The organism is Pseudomonas arcuscaelestis (genome assembly GCF_016881005.1).
GTDB lineage: Bacteria > Pseudomonadota > Gammaproteobacteria > Pseudomonadales > Pseudomonadaceae > Aquipseudomonas > Aquipseudomonas arcuscaelestis.
In genome coordinates this window covers 1-23590 of sequence record NZ_JACOPV010000029.1, presented here as the reverse complement: position 1 = coordinate 23590, position 23590 = coordinate 1, and the positions used below count along the sequence as shown (strand labels likewise).

The 23590-nt window shown below is 60.1% G+C and carries 7 protein-coding genes and 1 pseudogene; 5 read left to right on the top strand and 3 right to left on the bottom strand.

The window, feature by feature from the left end; genetic code table 11:
* Positions 1-46: 46 nt before the first annotated feature.
* The 5 genes and pseudogenes from H8F21_RS28485 to H8F21_RS28465 form a co-directional block, all read left to right on the top strand.
* A pseudogene (locus H8F21_RS28485) lies at positions 47-5350 on the top strand (non-ribosomal peptide synthetase); the annotation flags it as partial.
* A gap of 53 nt (positions 5351-5403) precedes the next feature.
* A complete protein-coding gene (locus H8F21_RS28480; protein WP_203585768.1) occupies positions 5404-6351 on the top strand; it encodes an alpha/beta hydrolase in 948 nt (315 codons plus the stop codon).
* 134 nt (positions 6352-6485) lie between these two features.
* Complete coding sequence (locus H8F21_RS28475) at positions 6486-7781, top strand: OprD family porin (RefSeq protein ID WP_203585767.1); 1296 nt, start codon at positions 6486-6488, stop codon at positions 7779-7781.
* A 232-nt stretch (positions 7782-8013) separates the two neighbouring features.
* Entirely contained in the window at positions 8014-8736 is a 723-nt protein-coding gene (locus H8F21_RS28470; protein WP_203482792.1) for a cysteine hydrolase family protein, read from the top strand.
* A gap of 41 nt (positions 8737-8777) precedes the next feature.
* Positions 8778-10406 (top strand): serine hydrolase, encoded by a 1629-nt coding sequence (locus H8F21_RS28465; protein ID WP_203482793.1) that lies wholly within the window; start codon positions 8778-8780, stop codon positions 10404-10406.
* Between the two features lie 140 nt (positions 10407-10546).
* Here H8F21_RS28465 and H8F21_RS28460 read toward each other — a convergent pair whose 3' ends face one another.
* From H8F21_RS28460 to H8F21_RS28450, 3 genes are all read right to left on the bottom strand, one after another.
* Complete coding sequence (locus tag H8F21_RS28460; RefSeq protein WP_203585766.1) at positions 10547-13084, bottom strand: TonB-dependent siderophore receptor; 2538 nt, start codon at positions 13082-13084, stop codon at positions 10547-10549.
* Between the two features lie 279 nt (positions 13085-13363).
* Positions 13364-16558: a non-ribosomal peptide synthetase gene (locus H8F21_RS28455; protein ID WP_203585765.1), complete on the bottom strand. Its 3195-nt coding sequence runs from the start codon at positions 16556-16558 to the stop codon at positions 13364-13366.
* Positions 16555-23590, bottom strand: a 7036-nt coding sequence (locus tag H8F21_RS28450; RefSeq protein WP_236043261.1) for a non-ribosomal peptide synthetase, incomplete at its 5' end; no start/stop codon positions are given. The genes H8F21_RS28450 and H8F21_RS28455, both read right to left, overlap by 4 nt.

Sequence of the window (23590 nt, the reverse complement as noted above, 5' to 3'; positions counted from 1 at the left end):
AGTCAGAGACCTGGCCAAAGTCGCCAGCCAGGATAACGGTCTACTGATGATTGACCAGGCACCAGCAAGTGGCGTCACAGCCTTGTTGCCGATTCAGAAAAAATTCTTCGCCGAGGTCGACCAGCAGCGTCATCACTGGAACCAGTCGGTACTGCTAAAACCGAGCCATACCGTACAAGCCCAGGCCCTGGAGCAGGCATTGCGGGCATTGGTGCTGCATCACGATGCGTTACGCCTGGTATTTAACGAGACCGAAAATGGCTGGCAGGCGCGCTTCCTCGATACCGAGGCGCACGTTCTACTCGAACAGCAACAAGCAACACTGGCAACCCTGCCGACCCTTGCCAACCAGACCCAGCGCAGCCTGAACCTGCAACACGGACCGCTGTTGCGCGCCGTGCTGTTGACCTTGGAAGACAACAGCCAGCGCCTGCTGCTGGTCATCCATCACCTGGTGGTCGATGGCGTGTCCTGGCGGATTCTTTTCGAAGACCTGCACACTGCCTACAGCCAAGCCCTTGCCGGCAATGCAGCGCAACTACCGGCCAGGACTACCTCGGTAAAAACCTGGGCCGAACGCCTGAAACAGCATGTCGTGGCTGGCGGCTTGAACCAGGAGTTGGACTACTGGACCGCGCAACTGGAGGGTATCGATACTGCGCTGCCCGCCGATCATCCGGAGGGCAGCCTGCAGAACAAGTATGCCCAAGGGCTGCAACTGCGCCTGGACAAACAAACCACCCGGCGCCTGGTACAAGAGGCCCCGCTGGCCTATCGCACGCAAATCAACGACCTGCTGCTGACTGCCCTGGCACGGGTGGTGGCACGCTGGACCCAACGCCCGCACGTTGCGATCCAGCTCGAAGGACATGGCCGCGAAGCCTTGATTGACGATGCCGACCTGACCCGTACCGTTGGCTGGTTCACCAGCCTGTTCCCGGTACTGCTCACCGCCCACCCTGACCTAGCAGCCAGTTTGATGGGCATCAAGGAACAACTGCGGGCAGTCCCAGCCAAAGGTGCAGGTTACGCCGTGCTGCGCTATCTGGGTGACGGCCTGCTCGACTTGCCGGAACCACGCATCACCTTCAACTACTTGGGCCAGTTCGACAGTAGCTTCGATGCCAACGAAGGCGCACTGTTCGCGCCAGCGGCCGAAGGCAGTGGCCAGGAGCAAAGCACTGAAGCGCAGTTGGGCAACTGGCTGACACTCAATGGCCAGATATTCGACGGAGAGCTGAGCATGAGCTGGCTGTTCAGCCAGGCGCTGTTCGAGCAAGCCACCATCCAGTCCCTGGCCGATGACTATAAACGCGAGCTGGAAGCCCTGATCGCTCACTGCTGCGACCCGCGCCATCGCGGTTTCACCCCCAGTGACTTCCCTCTGGCACGCCTGCACCAGGCCCAACTGCACAGGCTGCCCGTCGCCGCCGAGCTGATCGAAGACATCTACCCGCTGTCACCGATGCAACAAGGCATGCTCTTCCACACCCTGGAAGCCGCCGGAGCCGGCCTGTACATCAATCAAATGGCGGTACCGGTCGAAGGACTGGACATTGCGCGCTTCACGGCGGCGTGGAACACCGTCATCGCCCGCCACGACATCCTGCGCACCGGTTTCTGGAGCGACAGCCAACTGCTTGAACCGTTGCAGGTGGTGTACCGTCAGGCGCAGATGCCCGTCGCCGTACTTGACTGGCGTGATCGTCAGGTCGCGCCCGAAGACCTAACGCTGCTGAGCGCACAGGACTACGCCAAGGGCTTCGACCTATTACAGGCGCCACTGATGCGCCTGACCCTGGTGCAACTCGATGAGCAGCGTGTGCACCTGCTGTGGTCGGGGCACCATATTCTGGTTGATGGCTGGAGCAACTCACGTCTACTGGGTGAAGTGCTGCAAGCGTACGATGGCGTGCCGTTGGCACAGAGCGCCGGACGCTACCGCGATTACATCCAGTGGCTGGCGCAACAACCACAGGCGGCGCTTGAACAGTTCTGGCGTGACAAGCTGCGCACGTTCAACAATCCCACCCAACTGGCCAGCAGCCTGGCGTCACGTCCGGACCCGGCGCTGCAAGGCCATGCGGCGTTGTACCTGAATTGGCACGCAGCGCAAACCTTGCGCCTGCGCGAGCGCGCCCAAGCGCTGCGGGTCACCCCCAACACCCTGATCCAGGCGACGTGGCTGGTGCTGTTGCAGCGCTATACCGGTCAGGCCAGTGTGTGCTTTGGCGCCACGGTGGCGGGACGCCCCGCGAGCCTGCCAGGTGCAGACGAAATGCTTGGGCTGTTCATTAACACTCTGCCGGTAATCCAGACACCACAGCCTGGCGCTTTACTGCAGGACTGGCTGCTGGAACTGCAAGCCTACAACCTGGATATTCGCGACCACGAGCACGCATCACTGGCCGACATTCAGCGCTGGGCTGGCCTCGGTGGCCAAGCACTGTTCGACAGCATCATTGTGTTTGAAAACTATCCGGTCGACGAACGCTTGCGCGAAGCTGGTGGCGGCCAACTGCAGTTCGGCGAGGTGCAAGGTCGCGATGTGACCAACTTTGCCATGGACCTGGCGGTGAACCTTGGCACAACGCTGAGCATCGAGTTCCTGTACTTGCGTAACCGCTTCAACGCCGAGGCTGTCGAACAGATCCGCGCCAGCTTTGAGAGCCTGTTGCTGGCGATGCTCGACGCTCCAGGCACGCAGATTGGCAACCTGGGGCTACTGAACCACGCGCAGCAGCAACGTCTGCACCACGACAACCGCCTGAACGCCGTCAATGAGTACGCACCACTGCTGGCCGAGCAATTGCGCCAGCAGGCCGAGGCACGCCCTCACGCCATTGCTGCTGTGTGCAATGAACGACAAATGACGTGGGCCGAACTGGAGTCGCAGGCCAACCGCCTGGCGCATTATCTGATCGCCCAGGGTATTGGCCCGGAGATGTATGTCGGTGTCGCGCTGGAACGTTCGGTTGACGTGTTGGTGGCCTTCTACGCGGTAATGAAAACCGGCGCTGCCTACGTACCGCTGGATATCGACTACCCGCAGGACCGCCTGCAGTGGATCGTCGAAGATTCCGGCATGGCCCTGATGATCAGCCAGGCAAGCCTGCGTGCGCGCTTCGACTGGCCCGGCGCCGCAGCGCTGATTGCGATCGATCAATTGGCCCTGCACGAGCTGCCAGCCAACTGCCCGGCACAACGGGCATTGGCCGACAACCTCGCTTACCTGATCTACACCTCCGGCTCGACGGGAAAACCCAAAGGCGTCGCGGTGGCCAACGAGCCGATTCGCATGCATTGCCAAGCCATCGCCGAGCGCTACGGGATGAACCGCGAGACCCGCGAACTGCTGTTCATGTCGTTCGCCTTCGACGGCGCCCAGGAGCGCTGGCTGACAACCTTGTCCTGTGGCGGGCAATTGGTCCTGCGTGACAACCGCCTGTGGACAGCGCAAGAGACCTGGGACGCCCTGCACGCCCATCGAATCAGCGTGGCCTGCTTCCCGCCCGCCTACCTCCAGCAACTGGCAGAGTTCGCCCAGAGCCAGGACCAGCCACCACCGCCGGTGTCCATCTACTGCTTTGGCGGCGATGCCGTCGCCGAGGCCAATTTCGAGCGGGTCAAGACCGCATTGCGTCCCACCTGGCTGACCAACGGCTATGGCCCGACCGAAACCGTGGTGACCCCGCTACTGTGGAAGGTCGAAGCCAGTGGACACTGCGATGCGGTCTACGCGCCAATTGGCAGTCGAGTCGGCGAGCGCACCTTGTACGTCCTTGATAGCGCGCTCAACCCGGTGCCGCCCGGCGTCGCCGGTGAGCTGTACATTGGCGGGCAAGGCGTCGCCCGCGGTTATCACCAGCGTCCTGGCCTGACAGCCGAGCGCTTCGTGGCTGATCCGTTCCAGGTCGATGGCTCGCGCCTGTATCGCAGCGGAGACTTGGTGCGCCAACGCGCGGACGGTACCTTCGACTACCTGGGACGCCTGGACAACCAGGTGAAGATTCGTGGTTTCCGTATCGAGCTGGGCGAGATCGAGTCGCGCTTGCGCGCCATGGCCCAGGTGCACGATGCGGTGGTCGTGGCCCGTGAGCACGCCAGTGGCAAGCAATTGATCGGTTACGTTGTCGCTGATGCAGAGCAAAGTCTGGGTGAGCACCTGCGTACCTCACTGCTGCAAGCGCTGCCGGAGTACATGGTGCCTGCGCAAATTCTGTGCCTGGCCAGCTTCCCGCTAAACCCCAATGGCAAGCTTGACCGCAACGCGCTGCCCGATCCGCACTTCAAGGGCCGTGAATACCTCGCGCCACGCAATACGCTGGAGCAGGCTCTGGTGCGGATCTGGCAAGAGGTACTAGAGGTCGAGCAGATCGGCGTTACCGACAACTTCTTTGAATTGGGCGGCGACTCCCTGCGGGTCCTCAAAGTACTGTCCAAAGTGCGCGGCCAGCCACAGCTCGGCTTGCAACTGAAATTGCGCGACCTGATGAGCAAACCAAGCATCGCCCAATTGTCCGGTTACCAAGCCCAGGAGCGCAGCCTCGATCCGTTGTTGCTGCTCAATGCACTAGTGCCCGGTTGCGCGCCTCTGTTCTGCCTGCATGCGGGATTTGGCACAGTATTCGACTACGAAGCACTCGCACGTCGACTGGATGGACGCTGCAGTGTCTACGGCCTGCAGTGCCGCATGCTGCTCGATGACAACTGGGAGGACGAGTCGCTTGAAGCCATGGCCATCGACTACGCGCAGTACATCCGCCAAAAGCAGCCGCAGGGGCCTTATCAGTTGCTCGGCTGGTCCCTCGGCGGGCCGCTGGCGAATCTTGTGGCGCAGGAACTGGTCAAGCAAGGGCAACCCGTCGATTTTGTCGCCCTGGTCGACTGCTTCACCCCCACCAAACAAGTGCCTCCCAACGACTTATCCGAAGACTTGCGCGGCCTGCTGTCGGTGGTGCTCGGCGTGCCACGTGCAGCGGTTCCTGAACTGGTGGTGGATGAGCAGGCAAACCTGACGCAACTTGAGCAATTGATCGAACGCGCCCGCCAGGGCTTAGAGCAAGCCCTTGGCACCCTGGGCACGATCGGCTCGGATGAATTGGCGCGAACCTTCCGTACCGGCATGAAGCTCAAGATCCTGTCGGAGCGCATGACGCACATGCCACGCTGTGTTGCCAACAGCCACTGCTGGTGGGCTGGCGCCAACAACATTGCACACGCTCACGCGTTCGCCGACAGCCTGGCTCATGTACCCATCGACGCTGATCACTACGCCATTCTCAGCCATCCACTGTTCATCGAAGAACTGCTACGGCATTTGCCACAGTCCGAACTGGAAACCCTCTGATCGAAATGGCCGCCGTCGCAGGCGGCCATTTTTACTTATCAAAAGGAACTGCAATGCCCCTGGACCCTGATCTCGAAGCGTTTTTGGAACTGGCTGAACTTGGCCGCATGACCGGTAGAAGCCAAGCCATGCATGAACTGAGCGTGGAGCAGGCTCGCGCCGAATTCGAAAAGACTTCGGCTGTGCTCGACCCGTCGCCGCCCACCGCATTGAACGTCACCGAACTGAAAGTTGCAGCGCGCGATGGTTACTTGCTCGATGCCAGGCTGTACGGTCATGCCGATCTCGCGCCTGGCACCACCACCTTGCTCTATTACCACGGTGGCGGCTATGTCGTTGGCAGCCTGAACTCTCACGACTCAATCTGCCGACGTCTGGCTGCCAGCGGCCGCTACGCAGTTTTCGCCCCGGCGTATCGCCTGGCACCCGAAGCGCCGTTTCCAACGGCGGTGAACGATGCGTTGGACGCCGCCAACTGGCTCGCTGAACAGGCGGCGAACCTGGGCCTCGACGCCAAGCGGCTTGTCGTTGCAGGGGACAGTGCCGGCGCTACCCTGGCGACCGTGCTGGCTATCGCCGCTACCGGTGCAACACCGGCATTGAGCTTCAAGCCCTTGGCGCAGTTGCTGTTCTATCCGGTGACTGACATCAGCAGGCAGCGTCCTTCGCATGCACGCTACGCCGAAGGCTACTTGCTGGAAACGCCGACCCTTGAGTGGTTCTATAACCATTACTGTGCGCCCGATCAACGCAGCGACTGGCGTATCTCTCCACTTACAGCCAATGTTGGGGCGCTGGCACCCGCCTATATCAGCGTCGCCGAATACGACCCGCTGCATGATGAAGGCATTGCCTACGCGCAGGCGATGGAGCAGGCCGGTGGCGAAGTTACCCTGATAGTGCAGCCAGGACTGACCCACGATTTTTTGCGAATGTCCGGTATCAGCGGCCAGATCGATGGAATCTACCAGGCAGTGGAGGGTTGGCTCGCCCCTTATTAACGCCTTGATCCATAAGCAAATAATCTATTGAACAGCAGCCATCATTCATTAAAGAGTTAATGTGCCTTATTTGAAAGTCTGCTCTGCAGGTATGGGATTAAATAGGCAAGGCCCAGACCTTCGGAGCACGCTCAATGTTTCTACCTATCCGCCCACGCACGCCTATTTCCCGCTGTGCAATGGGACTGTTTACCTTAGTCAACAGCTTCGCTTTACCCGCTTACGCGGATCTTCTGCAGGACAGCCACGCGAGCCTGGAGGCGCGAACTGTTTACTTCAACAGCGACCTGCGCGACGGTAGAACAGCCAATCCACAAGGCGCGTCAAAGCACGACGAGAGCGCCCAAGGGTTTATCCTCAAACTGCAATCGGGTTATACCGAAGGTGTCGTTGGTTTCGGCGCAGATGCCTTGGCCATGCTGGGGATCAAACTCGACTCCAGTGCCGCCGACAGTAACAGCGGCCTGCTGCCCTCGAGTGGTCACCACCCGCGGCATGCCGCCGACCAATACGCCAAGGCAGGTATTGCGGGGAAGGTGCGTTTTTCCCACACACAACTTAAATACGGTGCGCTGCTACCGGACATGCCGCTGTTAAAGTACGACGACACCCGACTCCTGCCGAGTATGTTTCACGGCAGCCAACTGGTCAGCGAGGAAGTTGCCAGGTTGAAATTCAGCGCTACTCGATTGCAGCGTTATACCGCGCGGGACTCCACTGATGCTCAAGACATTCGCTTGAATTGCAAGAACAAGCGCTACGTCTGCAATACCACCGGTAACCGTTTCGAGGCCTACCAGGCTGACTATCAACTCAATCGCCAGTTCGTACTGCAATATGCCCAGGGCGGCCTGGAGAATGTCTATCATCAGCGCTTCTTCGGTGTCTTGGGCAGCGGGGCCTTTGGCGCTGGAAAAATCAACGCCGACCTACGCTGGTTTGACAGTTATGACGATGGCTCGGCACGCGCTGGTAAAATCGACAACCATGCCTTGAGCGTGATGCTTGCCTATTCCCATGGTTACCAGACATTCAGCGCTGGCTGGCAAAGTTTGAATGGAAGTAGCTCGATGCCCTACCTGGATGGCAGCACGCCCTACTTGGTCAACTACGTGCAATACAACGACTTCGCAAACACCGAAGAACATTCCTGGCAACTACGCTACGACCTCGACCTGACCGGCATCGGCATTCCCGGCTTGAACATCTTGACCCGTTACGTTAGCGGCGACCATATACAACTTGCCAACGACCAAGAAGGTAAGGAATGGGAACGTAACATAGAATTGAAATACATAATTCAGACCGGCCCCTTCAAAAACCTCAGTCTACGTCTACGCAATGCCACCTATCGCACAAACTATGCCCAGTCTGCCCGGGATGTGGATGAGATTCGGCTGATTGCCAGCTACAACTTCTCGATCATCTGACTGATCATCAAGCTACTGATAAACAACATTTTTTACCGCAAATAATAACGCCACATCTCATTATTCGCTGAATAACCATCAAACCTTAGCTTCCGGGCTTGTTTCCCCGGCACATCCCTCTTAGCTTTGACTCATGCCCTGACAAGCGAACACTGACAGCAGCGGCTCGCCACATCACTGCGTAGCCTGATCACATTGAACACCGACTGTTTTCAAACACCTGGAGATCCCCATGAGCGATTCCATCGTTAACCTGTGCCCGAAAAACTTCGACCGCAAAACAACTGCACTGTTATTTACTGACCCACAAGTAGAGGTGCTGACTGAACATGGCGGCGCCTGGCCTTTTGTAAAAGATGCGGTATTGGCAAATCGTACAGTCGAGAATATCGAACGGCTTTTGCAGACGGCCAAGCAACATGGCTATGAAGTGTTCGTCTCCCCACATTACTACTACCCCACCGACCACAAATGGCACTTTCATGACCCACTAGGTGAAGTCATGCACACCAACCGCATGTTCGAGCGCGGCAGCCCATTGAGCTTGCAAGGCTTCGTTGGCTCAGGAGCGGACTGGGTTCCAGCGTTGCAACCGTATATCGAAGACGGCAAGACTATTGTTTGTTCGCCTCACAAACTTTATGGGCCGCAGTCCAACGACTTGATATTGCAGCTGCGCAAGTTCGGCATCCAGAAAGTCATTCTTGGCGGCATGCTTGCCAATATGTGTGTCGAGGCCCATGCCCGCGAACTTCTCGAGCAGGGATTCGAGCTGGTCATTGCCAAGGATGCGACGGCGGGGCCGCGCCACGCTGAATGGGGTAATGGCAATGTATCAGCAGATATCAACTTCCGTTACTTGTCCAAAGATGTACTCAGCACCGACGAAATCATTCAGCGTTTAATCCCTGCCCGCGCCTCCGAACAAGACGAGCAGCGCTGCAAACAACGATAACGCGCGTTTGAATAACTTTCTTGCCCCAAAGGAATACCGTCATGACCCGGTCATTAAGAAAGACGTTGCTCACCGCCTGTATCCTGACCTCAATCAGCATGCTGCCACTGCAGTCCTTTGCCTCCCAGGCCGTCGATTCCACGCTCTATTCAGTCAATCGTGGAGATCCGTCACTCCAAGCCAACGGTAAATACATTGACCAGATGGTTTCGGACTTCATGAAGAAGAACGATTTGCCTGGTTTGTCGATGGCGATCGTTCAAGCGCCTTACATTCCCCGTGCAGCAGGCTATGGCCTGGCGACAGAAACCAATGACGAACTTGCATCAATCAAAACCATCTGGAACGTAGGTCAGATCACCCAGGCGTTCACCGCCGTGTCCATTTTCCAGCTTGTGGAGATGGGCAAGCTTGATGTCAACGATAAGGTGGCCGCCTACCTCAGCGATACGCCGAGCAGTTGGCAGGACGTGACCATCCTCGACCTGCTCCAACACGCCTCCGGCATTCCCGACTTCAGGCACCATGGCTATGACGCCAACACCGCCTACACACCGGACAAACTGGTCGATTTGGTAAAAGGCGACCCGCTGCTATTCAAACCAGGCACCAAGGTCAAGGACAGTGCGACCGATTTCATTTTGCTTGGTCAAATTATCGAAAATACCAGCGGGATGAGCTACGAAGACTTCGTCTGGAAATACCAGATTCAACCGTTGGGCTTGAAAAGCACGATGTTTGTGGCAGACATGCAAAGCAAACTCCACCTTGATCGCCCTACCCCTACCAAAGTCAAAAACCAGCATTCAAAATTCAAGGCTGACCAGGTCTTCATTGACCCGCTGGAGACGGCAACAGGCTACAAGTCGATCAACGGAAAAAATACAGCGGTCAGCCTTGAAGCATCCAACAACCTGTACGCCTATGGCGGCCTGTGGTCTTCAGCGGAAGATATCAGTCGCTGGGATATCGCCCTTGCGGGCAGCGTGCTGCTCAAGGATGCCGCACACCGCGACACGATCTACAAACCCGCACAGCTTAAAAATGGCGCAGTGGTCCCGGCGATGGCCGGCTGGGAGTTCACAAAACATCCCGGGTTCCTTGAAATCAAGGGCAGCAATGCGGGATTCAGTGCTTATCTGAGTCGGTTTACTGCTGGCGATGAACTGGTTTGCGTCACGCTTATTACCAACAAGCAAGACGTCGATATGACGGCTCTGGCCCGCGACATTGCCGAGGCCTACAAGCCTGGCCTGGGGTCGGGGCTGGACTCAGACAAAGTGGTCAACCAAGAAAGCAAATTCAGCGTCGACGAAACAATCGCCCGTCTGAAGAATGATCTTCAGAGCAAAAAAATCCCTGTCTTTGCCGAATTCGACCACGAGAAAAATGCCCGCGGCACAGGCATGAACGTGCGGCCGACCAAGGTGCTGGTATTGGGAAACCCCAGCGTCGGCACCAAGCTGATACTGGATAAACAAGGCGCGGCACTCGATCTGCCGCTTCGCGTTGCGGTCTGGCAGGATGAACGGGGCCGGGTGTGGGCGGGTTATGAAAACCTTGATCAACTGTCGCAGAAGTACGGCGTAACGGACAGCGTCACCCTGAACAAGATCAGTCAGTTCATGAGCACCTTGGTCGGCAACGCTGTGAGTGTCTATCAACAGTGACCCGGCGAGAGGCAACTCACCACTGGGTTTGAGTAGTCCGATAACAAATACCCCTCGCAAGGAGGGGTAAGGACAAGGGAGCAGTGTGAACCTAATTACCCTCTGGGTAATTGCGCCGGCTGCTCTCTACGCCATCGAGATCATTCGAACGTACCGCGCAACGTCAGGGTGAAGTTGCGTGGCTCACCGTAGTAGTTACCGTACTCGGAGGTCCCTACACTGGCGTAATAGCGGCGGTCGAACAGGTTGTTGCCGTTGACCGCAACGGTCCAGTTGTCATCGACCTTGTACTCGACCATTGCGTCGTATACCGCGTAGCCGGATTGGCTGAACTTATACGGTTGGGAGTCGATAACGTTCCAGTTGTTGTCGAAACGGTAGGCCTCGCCTTTTACATACGTCGGGCTTTGCGCCGTCATGCCACCACCCACTCGCCAGTCAGACAGCACGCCTGGCAGCGTGTAGGCGGTCCAAAGCTTGAACAGGTGTTTGGGGGTAACGGTACTGTAGAGCGTTTCTTGCGTGTCGTTGTGCACCTGGTTATAGGTGTAGCCAGCCATCACTTCCCAACCCGGGGTGATCTCACCAGTGGCCTCCAGATCAATCCCCTTACTGGTAATCTTGTCCTGCGCCAGGAAGCAGCAGGAACTGCTGTAACTGAAGGTCGCATTAGGATAAGCAGGATCGCTCACCGCCTGGTTCTCGCGTTTGGTGTAGAACAACGCGGCGCTGACATTCAGGCGGCCATCGAGCAATTCACCCTTGATACCTGTCTCGTAGGTCTTACCGGTCATCGGGTCAATGGAAGTTGGTGAATCCACCGGCCCCTTCATCTTTTGTGCCTGAGGTTTGAATACTTCGGCATAGCTGACGTAGGTAGACCATTCATCGTCAAGCGCGTAAATCAAGCCACCGAAGGGCACAAGGGTAGTCGGTTCGCGATCGGATACACTGTCGCTCTCGCTCCATGGGCCAGTGCCTGCCGCGTTGCGCATGCTGTAAGCCTGTTCAAATTTGTAGCGCTGGGCACGAGCACCGACCACCAGTTTCAGCGGGTCGGTCAGTTGCAGGCGCAACGTCGAGTACAAACCGTACTGCTCACGTTTGTTCGGGTAGTAATCGCGGTAGAAATTATGGTTGGACGCATCGCTGGTCAGTGGTGTCGACTGCGGGTCCCACAGATCGATCATGCCACCTTTGCCCAGCATGCCTTGCGCTGCGCGCCAACGGCTGGTGACCTTCTGATAGTCGGCACCAAACAGCACTTCGTGACGTCGGTTGAATGCCTCGAAACTGCCTGACAGGTTGATGTCAAAAACCGACTGCTTGCTCCAGCTTGCTACATAGCTGCCCCACCAGTAAGGACCGGTATTGGTGTTCTCATCCACCGATCCGTAAGGAATAATCCCTTCGGTAGTCGAGTCGTTGTACGAGTAGGTGTAGGAAGTGTTGAGCTTCCAATCCTCGTTGAAATAGTGGTCGAGCTTGGCGAACCATTCGCGGGTGTAGCTATCGGACCAGGCCTGATTGGTGGTGTACCAGGTATGCCGGGGCAGGTGCAGGTCGCCACCAGTGCTGTAGCGCGGCAGGCCGTCACCGGTGCCATTTTCCTTGACCTTGTCGTAGCTACCGCCGAAGGTCAGCATGGTGTCGTCGGTGACGTCCGCTTCCAGAACACCGTAGAGAAATGGCTTCTCGGTGCTGCGGTTATCCATGAAGTACTGGCGGTCGGTGTAGGCCGCGACCATGCGTCCACGCAGCTTGCCATCGAAGGCCAGCGGCCCGGTCAGGTCGACTTCGCTGCGGTAGTTGTCCCAGGAACCTGCAGAGGTATTGAGCTTGAGCTGATAGTGGTCCAGCGGGCGCTTGCGCACCAGGTTGACCACGCCGCCCGGGTCACCGGTACCCGCCAGCAAGCCACTGGAACCACGAAGTACTTCGACGTGATCGTAGGCTGCCAAATCATAGATACGATCGCTGTAGAAGGTCCCCACACCGGTACCGATGTCCATCGGTGCGGTGCCGTCGATCTGCACGTTGTCGATACCAAAACCACGGGAGTAGAACTGCTGGGCATGGTAATTGTTGTTGCGCACGGTGATACCTGGGGTGCGCTTCATGGCATCGGGCAGGCTGGTCATGCGCTGGTCTTCGATCATCTTCTGAGTGATGACCGACACTGTCTGTGGGGTTTCCTTGAGGCTCACCGGGGTCTTGGAACCAACACTGACCAGACCGGTAGTGTAGGAACCGGAGTTCTCGGTGGCTTCCCCCATACCCTGGCCGACAATGCTGGTAGCCCCCAGCTCCAGCGTCGCACCAGTACTGCTGGGGTTGCTGATGATCACCGTGTCGCTTTCGATCCGGTAAGACAGACCAGCGTCACGCAACATGATGTCGAGGGCGGCACGTGGTTCCATGTTGCCGGACACCGCATTGGAACGCTTGCCACTGACCAGCCCGGGTTCAAAGAGCAACTGCAGGCCGGTCTGCTGGCCCAGTTCGGTCAGCGCCTCACTCAGCGGTGCCGAGGGAATATTCACCTGTTTGCTTTCGGCCTGAACTGCGCCGGCCATGCCCAGCGCAAGCCCCAGTACCATCGCCGATGCCGACGTACGCCAGCTGGCCCGGTCCCATAGGGAGGGACGCCGTGCAAGCCTTGGCTGATCAGATTTCATGTCTCGAATTACTCCAATGCGCTCTAGTGTTGGACCGCCGCCGACTCTGAGGTCAGCTGATCGTGAGTTGTGCAAACCATCCTTGGCACACCCTGTCCTGCAAGCAGTCTGACGACACAGGTCGTAGCTGTTCGCTGACTAGACGAAGTGGGTCTGAACGAAATTAGGAATATTTATCTTTTGATACGGTTCTCAAAACGCAGCATCTGCATTAAGCAGATGCCAAAGCGAGCATCTGTCCGCTGCAGGACGCAGCAGACAGATGTTCACCAGAGGATATCAGCTACTTTGCCCTTGTAACTGCCGGGCTTTCTCCAGCAGCCTGGCCTTCTCTTCCGGGCTCATTGCATCCAGGCGCAGGCGTGCCTGGGCCAGTTTCTCCAGTTGCCCCGGTGCGCTTTCCTGCAGGCGTAGAACCTGGGCCAGTGCCGCGGGGGTGGGGTTGTCGAATACCACGCCCGGGTGAACCTCGCACTGCAGTAGTTTGCGGATGCCTGCAACCAGTTTGATCACCAGCAACGAGTGGCCACCTGCAGCAAAGAAGTCCTGCTCGACACTCAGGCGCTCAAGCCCGAGCAAGTGCGCCATGCGCTGGGCAAGCACTGCTTCCAGGCCATCCCGGGGTGCGACATACACCTGCTGCGTAGCGCCGAGGTCCAGCGTGGCCAAGGCCCGGCGGTCGATCTTGCCATTGCCCAGGCGGGGCATGGCGCTCAACACCTGCACCTGGCGCGGCACCATGACCGCAGGCAGGCGCTGGCTAAGTTGTGTCGTAAGACTCGCCTGCCAGCCCGCCATCGGCTCGCCCTGCGCGGTAACGAATGCCAGCGGTTCCTGCTGGGCATCAAGCACCACTGCAGCCTCACTGACGCCCGGCAGCGCACACAGCTCGGCTTCGATTTCCGCCAATTCAACGCGAAAGCCACGCAGTTTGACTTGCTGATCGGCGCGGCCCTGCAGCTGGATTCCGCCTTCGGGACGATAACGTGCAAGGTCTCCCGTGCGATAGAGCCGGGTTCCCGGCTGCTGAGAATGCTCGATGAAGGCTTCGGCCTGCTGCGTTGGGCTGTTCAGGTAGCCACGAGCCAGTTGCTCACCGCCGATGTACAGTTCGCCGAGTTCACCGCTGGCGACCAATTCGCGCTGCGCATTGAGCACCCACACCTGATTGTTGCTCAGCACTTGGGTCAGCGGCACCACCGTGGCATCCAGATCCTGCGCGGTAATCGGATGAATCATCACTCCGACCGTGGTTTCACTCGGGCCATAGTGGTTGAACACGCGGATATCCCCGCGAATGCGCAGGATGCGTTCGACCAGTGCCGGGGCCACCGCTTCGCCGCCCAGCACCAGCGTGGCTGGCAATACCGCAGCGTCCGTTTCGATGAGCGCCGCCAGATGCGAAGGGACGATTTTCACGCAGTCGATAGCGTGCCGGGCAATGAAGTGCGCGAACGCCTGGCCGTCCTGCACAGTGGTGTCGTCAGCCAGGTGCAGCGCCGCGCCGTTGTACAGGGCGCCGAACACGGCAGTGTGGCCCAGGTCAGCGACCACACTGGAACTGAAGGCGAACCGGCGGCAGCGCTCCAGGCCCATTGCCGCGCTGGCCGAGGCCACGTAGTTGAACAGTGCGCGGTGCTCGATGACAACGGCCTTCGGCGTTCCCGTGGAGCCGGAGGTAAACAGCACATAGGCGACGTCGTCGCCTGCCGGTGCTGGGTAGTCGGTCAGCGCCAGTGTCGGATCGTTGAAGTTACTGTGCGCAAGGTCCAGCTGCGGCAGCGTCAACTCAGCAGTGGCTGGCAGGTCGCGGGTAATCAGCAGCGCGGCATCCGCTTGCTCGATCAGCCGAGCCAGACGTGCGCTTGGCCACTGTGGATCGAGCGGCAGCCAGGCGGCGCCCAGACGCCAGGCCGCCAACGTCGCCACCAGCCAGTCGCAGGAACGCGGCAGGGCCAGGGCCACGCGTTGCCCGGCCTGCAAACCCTGGCGACTCATGACTGCGGCCAGCTGTTGAACACGCTGTTCCAGCTGTGCGTAGGTGAGGGTCTGCTCTTCGCTCACCACTGCTGGCGCGTCAGGGGTCACCGAGGCCCACTCGGCAACTCGCTGGGCCAAGGTCAGGCTCGGGTCGATCGGCTGCGATACCGGGTTGAAAGCCAGCAACCGCTGCCGCTCGGCCTCACCCAATAGCGGAAACTCACCCACCGGGCGAGCCGGCGTTTGGCTGATGCCTTGCAGCAGGACGTGGTATTGCGCCAATAAACCCGTCATCGCCTCAATGCCATAGTGCGCGGTCTGGAACGCCAGGCTCAGTAACTGCGGCGAACCGTGGGTATCGGTGCCCACCTGCAACGCCAGCTCGAACCCAGGGTCCAGCGCCAGCGCGCTATGCGCCGACCATTGCCCTGCCCTCACCTGCGCAGCCGACGGTAAGCGCCGAAGCACGAAGCCGTGCGTCGGTTGGACGCCGCCACTCCAATATTCCTGCCAGGTGCGGTGCTGTTCCAGCACCTGCGCAAGGTGGGTCAGGCACTGCGCAAATGGCACAGCCGGGTCCAACGCCAGATGCAATGGCAGGGTCTTCTCGAATACACCGAAGGTCTGGCCAAAGAACTCGTAGTCGCCACGACCATCGTGACGCCATCCTGCGAGAAACGCGGAGCGCCCGCTCAAACGCGCCAGCAGCAGCCACCAGGCAGCTTGCAGCACCGTTTCCAGCGTCACACCCTGATTCGCAGCAAGCAGCTCCAGCGCCTGGCGCAACGCCGATGGCAAGGGTGCATCGACCTGCCCGAGCGCTGCTGCCGAGGCCGCCTTGCGTCGGTAAGGCAACAGCGGTTGCGCCAGGGTTTGCGAACCGAGATAAGCCTGCCAGTACTGCGCGGCCTGTCCGGCATCTTCGTCACGCACCACTTCGCTGCGCCACTCCAGGTACTGGCTAAACTGGCCCGCCTCTTCGTCTGCGCCGCTGGCGCCTTGCTCGTAGGCTTGCAGGAGCTGCTCGACCAGCAATGGCAAGCTGCTCGCGTCGATCACGCCACGCGCCAGGGCCAGGCTCAAACGCCAGTTGTCCCCCTCCAGGCGCTGCAACATGGCCTGGGCCAGTGCACCCTGTTGCACAAGCAGCGGGCGCTGTAACCATTGCTCCAGGCGCTGCGCTGCGGTGCCAACATCGACGGCCAGGTCATCAACCTCGATATTCAATCGCGGTTGCGCCAAGCCAGGGAACTGGCGCAGGCCGTGATACCCGGGCACCTCAAGCAGCCCCGTGGTCAACACCTGCTGGCGCACAGCCAAGTCGTCCAGCGCCGTTTGCAAGGCGGGTATGTCCAGGGCGCCATGGATGTCCAGATGCAGCACATGAGCCAACTGGCTCCAGCTTGCCCCGGCCTGTGCTGCCTGTACCCATTGTTGCTGCTCGGCAAGCAGGGCCAGGCCGTTGCCCGCCTCGTTCAGTTCGATGTCATTCATGCGTCAACCTCTTGTTCGCTGTTTTCGGCGCGAAGCGCTGGCTGCGCTGCCTCCAGGCTGCGCCTTTCCACCATCTCGCCCATGGCGACAACGATCTTGCGCGGCCCTTCGAAAGGATCACGGGCGTGCGCGGCGAGCATGTTGTCGAGCAGGATCACATCGCCTTTGCGCCAGTCGAAGCGCACGGCGCACGCTTCATACAGGTCACCGATCACTTGCATCACCTCGTCCTCGATCGGCGAACCATCGCCGTAATAGACGTGCCGAGGCATTCGCTCGATGCCGAACAACGCCAGCAAGTCCTCGCGCACATCCGGGTCCAGGCAATAGATGTGGTGCAACTGCACCTGATTGAAAAAGGTCTTCTCGCCGGTCAACGGGTGGCGAATGATCGCCGGGCACGGGGTGCGGATCTGCAGTTCGTCGTTGTCGAGCCAGGTCCACTGGATGCCTGCGGCCCGGCAGCGGGCCTCAACGTGCGCGCGCTCATCGGTCTTGAAGAAGTGCTGCCAGGACACATCGAGCTTGTCGGCGAAGGTTCTGACGTACAGCAAGCCCTTCTGCTCGAAGGTTTCACGCAATGCCTCGGGCAGGCGCAGGTACATCTGCCGGCAATCGACCACCGGCGTCGCACCGCCCACTGGCGAGGGTTGCTCGCAGAAAAACAGCTGCTTGCGCGGCCAGGTGTCCTGGTGCGAGCTCTCGTTGTGGAAGAGGATCATCTTCTTTTCCGGATACGGCGTGGAGCGGTAGGTGTTCTTGCCACCCTCCTTTTTCGGCAGGTCACCGTACTGACCGTAGAGCCCCGGTTGCACCGCCTCGGCAAAGGCCTCGAAGGCATGGATGTCGTGCAGGGCAAAACCGCGCAAGAGGATACCGGCATGGCGCGACAGTTTTTCTTCCAGCCACGGCCGGTTGCGGTTGACCCACGCCACCAGATCCAGCCCGGGGTCGTTCGGTTCGACCAGCAACGGGAACACCTGTGGCGGCGCCAGTAACGACTCGCGTATCGGTGCCTCACCCGCCAACGGCCCTGCGGCCTTGGGCTTTTTCAGGAACTTGCCCAGCTTGTCGGCCTTGGCACCGGCAGTCGGCGCCGGTGCAGCTGCTACGGCGGTATCGCTGATCATCTTGATGTCTCCTAGTCGGATATCCGGCTCACTGGCAATCTGCTCGAGAATGCGTGTCCATGCCTTGGCCAGCTGGTTGATTCGTTCCGGTTTGAATAGCGCGCTGGCGAACTGCCAAGTACCGCGCAGGCCTTCACCGTCCGGGTCGAGGAACAAGGCCATGTCGAATTTCGAATAGCTGGCCAGTGCCGGCAGAACCTCGACCTTGAGCCCGTCCAGGTTGCTGTTGCGTACCGGCAGGTTGTTCATCACGAACAACACCTGGACCAGCGGATTAAGGCCACGTTGACGCGCGACACCGGAGGCTTCGACGATCATGTCGAAGGGCAAGTCCTGGTGTTCGAAGGCACTCAGCGCCGTGTCACGGACCACCCCCAGGTAATGGCTGAAGGTCTGCTCTGCGCTATAGCGCGAACGCAACGGCAGGATGTTGACGAAGAAGCCGATGAGTTGCTCCAGCTCGGGCTGCTGGCGCCCGGCGATGTCGGCGCCGACCACCAGATCGTCGCTGGCGCTGATACGGTGCAACAACACCTGGAAGGCGGCCAGCAAGGTGGTGTAGAGGGTCGCGTTGGCCTGTGCAGCAAGCACCTTGAGGCGTTGCACCAAGGCGCCATCGAGATGCAACTGCAGATCGCTGCCCGCTGTTGATACCACATTCGTTCGTGGGTAATCGGTCGGCAATGGCAGTTGCCCGCTGCACGCGGCCAGGGTGCGCTTCCAGTAGTCGGCCTGCAGCGCCATGACGCCGCTGCTCTGCAATGCCTGTTGCCAGCGTGCATAGTCGCTGTACTGCACCTTCAGCGGCGTCAGCACGGCTGGCTTGCCGGCATGGAGCAAGCCGTAGAGCGCGACCAGTTCATTGACCAGCAGCGACATCGACCAACCATCGGAGATGATGTGATGCATCGCATACAACACCACATGCTCAGTCGCACTCAGGCGCACTACCCGACCGCGCATCAGCGGCGCACTGAGCAGGCTGATCGGGGTACTGGCGTTGTCCAGTACCGCCTGGGCTACCTGTGTTTCCTGTTCGGCGCGGCTCAAGCTGGACAGGTCCAGTAGCGGCAGGTCCAGTTCCACCGTTGGCGATACCAGGGCCAGTGGATCGCCCTCGTCATCGCTGACAAAGGCGGTTCGCAACACCTGATGCCGCTGGATGACTCCAGCAAGGCTGGCGCGCAGCAGTGGCACCTGTAACTCACCCTGCAAGCGCAAGGCCAACGGCATACCGTAAGCGCCAGTGCCCGCGGACAGTTGCTCGACCACCCACAGCCGTCGCTGGGCCAGCGACAACGGTGCTTCGGGTTGTTCGCCATAGGCGCTCAACGTTGGCCGCTGTGGCGCTGTGGCGTGGGTCGAACGTGCTTGCAACAGTTGGGCGAACGCCTGCAGACGGGGATGATCGAACAGATCACGCAAGCCCACCGGCACCGCAAGCAGCCCTTGCAGGCGTGACACCACCTGGGTGGCAAGCAACGAATGGCCACCCAATTCGAAGAAGTGATCGCTAACCCCCACGCGTTCAACATCCAGCACCTGCTGCCAAACCTCGGCAAGCTGCTGTTCAAGCACCGTACTCGGCGCCTGGAACGCGGCGCTGGCGGGCGGTTGATCGACTGCAGGCAACGCCTTGCGGTCGAGCTTGCCGTTGGGTGTCAATGGCAGTTGCGCCAGGAACAGGACAAAGGCCGGCACCATGTAGCCCGGCAACTGATCGCCCAGACGCACCTTGATCTGCGCACGCAAGGTCGCTTGCTGCGCGGCCGCATCGCTATGCTCATGAACGGCGATGTAAGCCACCAATTGCGCGCTGCCCTGATGTTCGACAGCGAGCACCGCGGCCTCGCGCACCGAGTCCTGGGCCAGCAGGCGCGCCTCGATTTCGCCCAGCTCGATACGAAAGCCACGGATTTTCACCTGGTGGTCGATACGCCCGAGGTATTCGATATGCGCATCGGGGCGATAGCGAGTCAGGTCGCTGGTGCGATACAAGCGCTCACCCGCGGTCGAGAATGGATTGGGCACGAAACGTTCGGCCGTCAGCGCTGCACGCCCCAGATAGCCACGGGTCAGGCCGGCCCCTGACAGATACAGCTCAGCCGCCACGCCCTGCGGTGCAGGCTGCAGACTGGCATCGAGGAGGAAGCTGCCGGTGCCTGGCAGGGGGCGGCCGATACTCGCTGTGCCACCGGCTTCACGGCGTGTCCAGGTCGAATAGGTGGTGTCTTCCGAGGGGCCATACAGGTCGTTGACCTGGATGATGCCCGGCAATTGATAGAGCTGCTCGACCAACGCTTGTTTCAGCGGCTCGCCGGCGAGGTTGATGATGCGCACGCTGGCAGGAATTTGCCCGGCACGCAGCAACGCGGCAATGGCCGAAGGCACTGTATTGATCAAACGCACCTGCTCACGCGCCGGCAGTTCTGGCAACGCCAGGGCGTTACGCGCCAGTATCAGCGAGCCGCCACTGGCCAGGGTGACGAAAATCTCCCAGACCGAGAGGTCGAAGCACACCGAGGTCGACGCCAGGACGCCCTGCATGTCTTCACGACTGTACACCTGTTGTGACCAGTGGATCAGCGCTTCGACGTTGCCGTGGGTAATGGCCACACCTTTCGGTTGGCCGGTGGAACCTGAGGTGTAGATCACGTAGGCCAGATTGTCCGAGCTGATGTGCAGCGCCGGCGCGCTGTCGGGTTGCACGGCCAGCCACGGCGCATCGGCCTGCATCAGAACAATGCGGGTACCGGCGTTCGGCACAAGCGCTTCAACTACCGACGCCTGGGTAATCAAGACCTCGGCGCGACTGTCTGCGAGCATGTAGGCCAGGCGCTCAGTCGGGTAGTCCGGGTCCAGCGGCACGTAGGCGCCTCCGGCCTTGAGTACCGCCAGTAGCGCCACGATCAGTTCACTGGAACGCTCCAGGGCCACACCGACACGCACTTCGGCGCCAACGCCAAGGCTGATCAAGTGATGCGCCAGGCGATTGGCCTGCTGCTCCAGTTGGCGATAACTCAATTGCCGGTGCTGGTCGATCAGCGCCAATTGTTCGGGGTGGGCCTGCACCTGACGGGCAATTAAGGCAGGAATGCAACAGCCCTGCGCAGGCGGCAACGCACTGGCGTTCCAGTCAAGCAGCAGGCACTGCTGTTCGCCTGCTGTCAACATCGGCAACTCGCCGAGGGCCCCAGGCGCCGCCAGCATGCCGTGCAGCAACGCTGACAGATGTGCGCCAATGCCCTGCACCTGTGCAGCGCTGAAATGCTCGCGGGCATACTGAAACTGCAGCGTCAGGCGATCTTCGACGGCAACCAGCAGGGTCAATGGATAGCTGGTTTGCTCACGCGTCTGCACGTCGGTAAAGCGTAGCCCCTGGGGTGCGCCCTCCTGCAAGGCTGCAGAGACCGGGTAGTTCTCAAACACCAGCAACGAATCGAACAGCCCTTCACCGCCCTGCCCGGCCCAGCGTTGAATGTCGAACAGCGGCGTGTGCTCGTGCTCTCGCAGGGCCAGGTTCTGCGCTTGCAGGGTTTGCAGCACCTGCGCCAGTGACTGCTCGGGGCTGAGGCTGACCACCACCGGCAAGGTATTGATGAACAGACCAATCTGCGCCTCGATGCCTGGCAATGGTGCTGAACGCCCCGCCATCGTGGCGCCGAACGCTACAGTCGGCTGCCCGCTGTAGCGTTGCAACAACATGGCCCAGGCTGCTTGAATCAGCGTGTTCAAGGTCACTTTATGCTGACTGGCAAAGGTCTTCAGACGCTGGCTAATGTCCGCCTCCAGCGTCTGCTTGAACTCGGCGTAACCGCTTAGCCCCTGGGGCGGGTCGGGCAGTGTTGCAGCAAGGCGGGTGGGTACGTCGAGGTGCTGGACATGCGCCTTCCAGAAACGCTCGTCGGCCACAGGATCCTGCTTGTCCAACCAGGCGATGTAATCGCAATAGCGCCCCGTTTGAGCTGCCAGCGCTACACCGCTGTAGCGCTGCAGGACCTCTGCGAGCAACTGCGCATTACTCCAGCCGTCCATAAGAATGTGGTGGCTGGTGTAGATCAATCTGTAGCGCTGCTCGTCCAGGCGTAGCAGGTGCAACGTCAGCAACGGCGCTCGGTCCAGGGCTAAGCCGGTGCTGCGCTGGGCCTCGGCCCAGGACTCGATAGCCGCGGCCTGATCGGTGCGATTGCGCCAGTCTTCAACAATGAACGGCACCTGGACCGCACGTTGCACCACTTGCAACGGCCGGGTCAGGTTACTGCCGGTGAGAAACGCCGTGCGCAGAATATCGTGCGCATCCACGGTGGCCTGCCAGGCCGCCTGGAACCGTTGCAGGTCGAGACCTTCCACGGTAACCGACATCTGGTTGATGTACTGACCCGGGGCCTGCGCGTAGAGGCTGTGGAACAACATACCCTGCTGCATCGGCGACAGTGGATAGAGGTCCTGCACGGCTCGCGGATCGAGGCCGAGTTGATCGAGCTGTTGTTGCGCCAGTTTGGCCAGCGGCACATCTGCTGGCGTAAGCGCGCCGATGCCAGTGTTGCAGCAATGCTCGATCAGCTCATGCAACGCCTGGGTATAGGCGTCGGCCAGGGCCTGAACCGTGACTGCGTCGAACATCTGCGCGCTGAACTGCCAATCCACCAGCAGCTCACCGCCGTAGACCTGGCCGTTGAGGGTCAACCAGTTCGGCAGCGGTGCAGCATCGTCTTGCTCCTGGCCTCGCGCTTGGTTACTTGGCACAAACAGGCCATCGGCCTGCGCGAAACCTGCATCGAGCTGACCGAGGTAGTTGAAAGTAACGCGCGCTGGCGCCAGTTGCGCCAGGGCGTGGCGGGAGTCAGGGCTACCCAGGTAGCGCAAGGCGCCGTAGCCCATGCCGTGGTCCGGTACCGCGCGCAGTTGTTCTTTGATCTGCTTGATCGAGTCGGCCAGCACCGGCGCCGGCGTCAGTTTGAGCGGATAGAAACTGGTGAACCAGCCCACACTGCGGGTCAGGTCGAGTTCGCGCGACAGCGGTTCGCGGCCATGTCCCTCCATCAGCACGGCAACCGATGGCTGACCGCTCCAACGGACAAGAACACGCGCCAAGGCCGTCAACAGCAAGTCATTGACGCGGGTGCGATACGCCCTAGGGGCCTCTTGCAGCAAGCGTCGGGTAGCTTGGACATCGAGGCGAGTCTGCACATGACGGGCATCGCGATTGAACAACGGCGCCGTCGGACGCTGGCAGGGAAACTCGGCCTCTAGCGCCTGAGCTTGCCAGAACGCTAGTTGCTGCTCAAATACCGCGCTGCGAGCATCGGCCTGCAGTTGCTCGGCCCAGGTCTTGATCGAATGCGTCTTGGCCGGCAAGCGTACCCCCTGCCCGGCCAGTGATTGTTGGTAAGCCGATTGCAGGTCTTCTAGCAGAATGCGCCAGGAGACGCCGTCCACCACCAGGTGATGAATCACCAGCAACAGGCGTTGGCTGCCATCGGCCAGGGTTGCCAGCAACGCTCGCAGCAACGGCCCTTGTTGCAGGTCAAGACTGCGTTGAGCCATATCGGCGGCTGCGTTCAATTGTGCTTCTTCAGCGACTGTCAGTTGCCACAGCAACGTGTTGTCGTGCGCTTGGGCAAACTGCGCGCTCCAGCCTTGGCCGTTTGGATTGTGAAAGTGCAGGCGCAACGCGTCGTGGTGGCGAACGATACTGCCCAGGGCCTGCTCGAGCGCCTTCACCTGCAAGGGCTCACGGGGCGCTAGCAGCAGCGACTGGTTCCAGTGCTGGTGATGGTCCGTCAGGGTGTCGAAGAACCAGTGCTGGAACGGCATCAACAAGGCGTCCCCCTGTACCGGCCCCTGGTCGATGACTTGCGCTGTGTCGCCGGTCTCGGCCACCGCCGCCAGGCTTTGCACG

What these genes read in the sequence shown, in the direction of transcription:
- H8F21_RS28480 (WP_203585768.1), top strand. Translation starts at nt 5,404, where the DNA reads ATGCCCCTGGACCCTGATCTCGAAGCGTTTTTGGAACTGGCTGAACTT.
- H8F21_RS28475 (WP_203585767.1), top strand. Translation starts at nt 6,486, where the DNA reads ATGTTTCTACCTATCCGCCCACGCACGCCTATTTCCCGCTGTGCAATG.
- H8F21_RS28470 (WP_203482792.1), top strand. Translation starts at nt 8,014, where the DNA reads ATGAGCGATTCCATCGTTAACCTGTGCCCGAAAAACTTCGACCGCAAA.
- H8F21_RS28465 (WP_203482793.1), top strand. Translation starts at nt 8,778, where the DNA reads ATGACCCGGTCATTAAGAAAGACGTTGCTCACCGCCTGTATCCTGACC.
- H8F21_RS28460 (WP_203585766.1), bottom strand. Translation starts at nt 13,084, where the DNA reads ATGAAATCTGATCAGCCAAGGCTTGCACGGCGTCCCTCCCTATGGGAC.
- H8F21_RS28455 (WP_203585765.1), bottom strand. Translation starts at nt 16,558, where the DNA reads ATGAATGACATCGAACTGAACGAGGCGGGCAACGGCCTGGCCCTGCTT.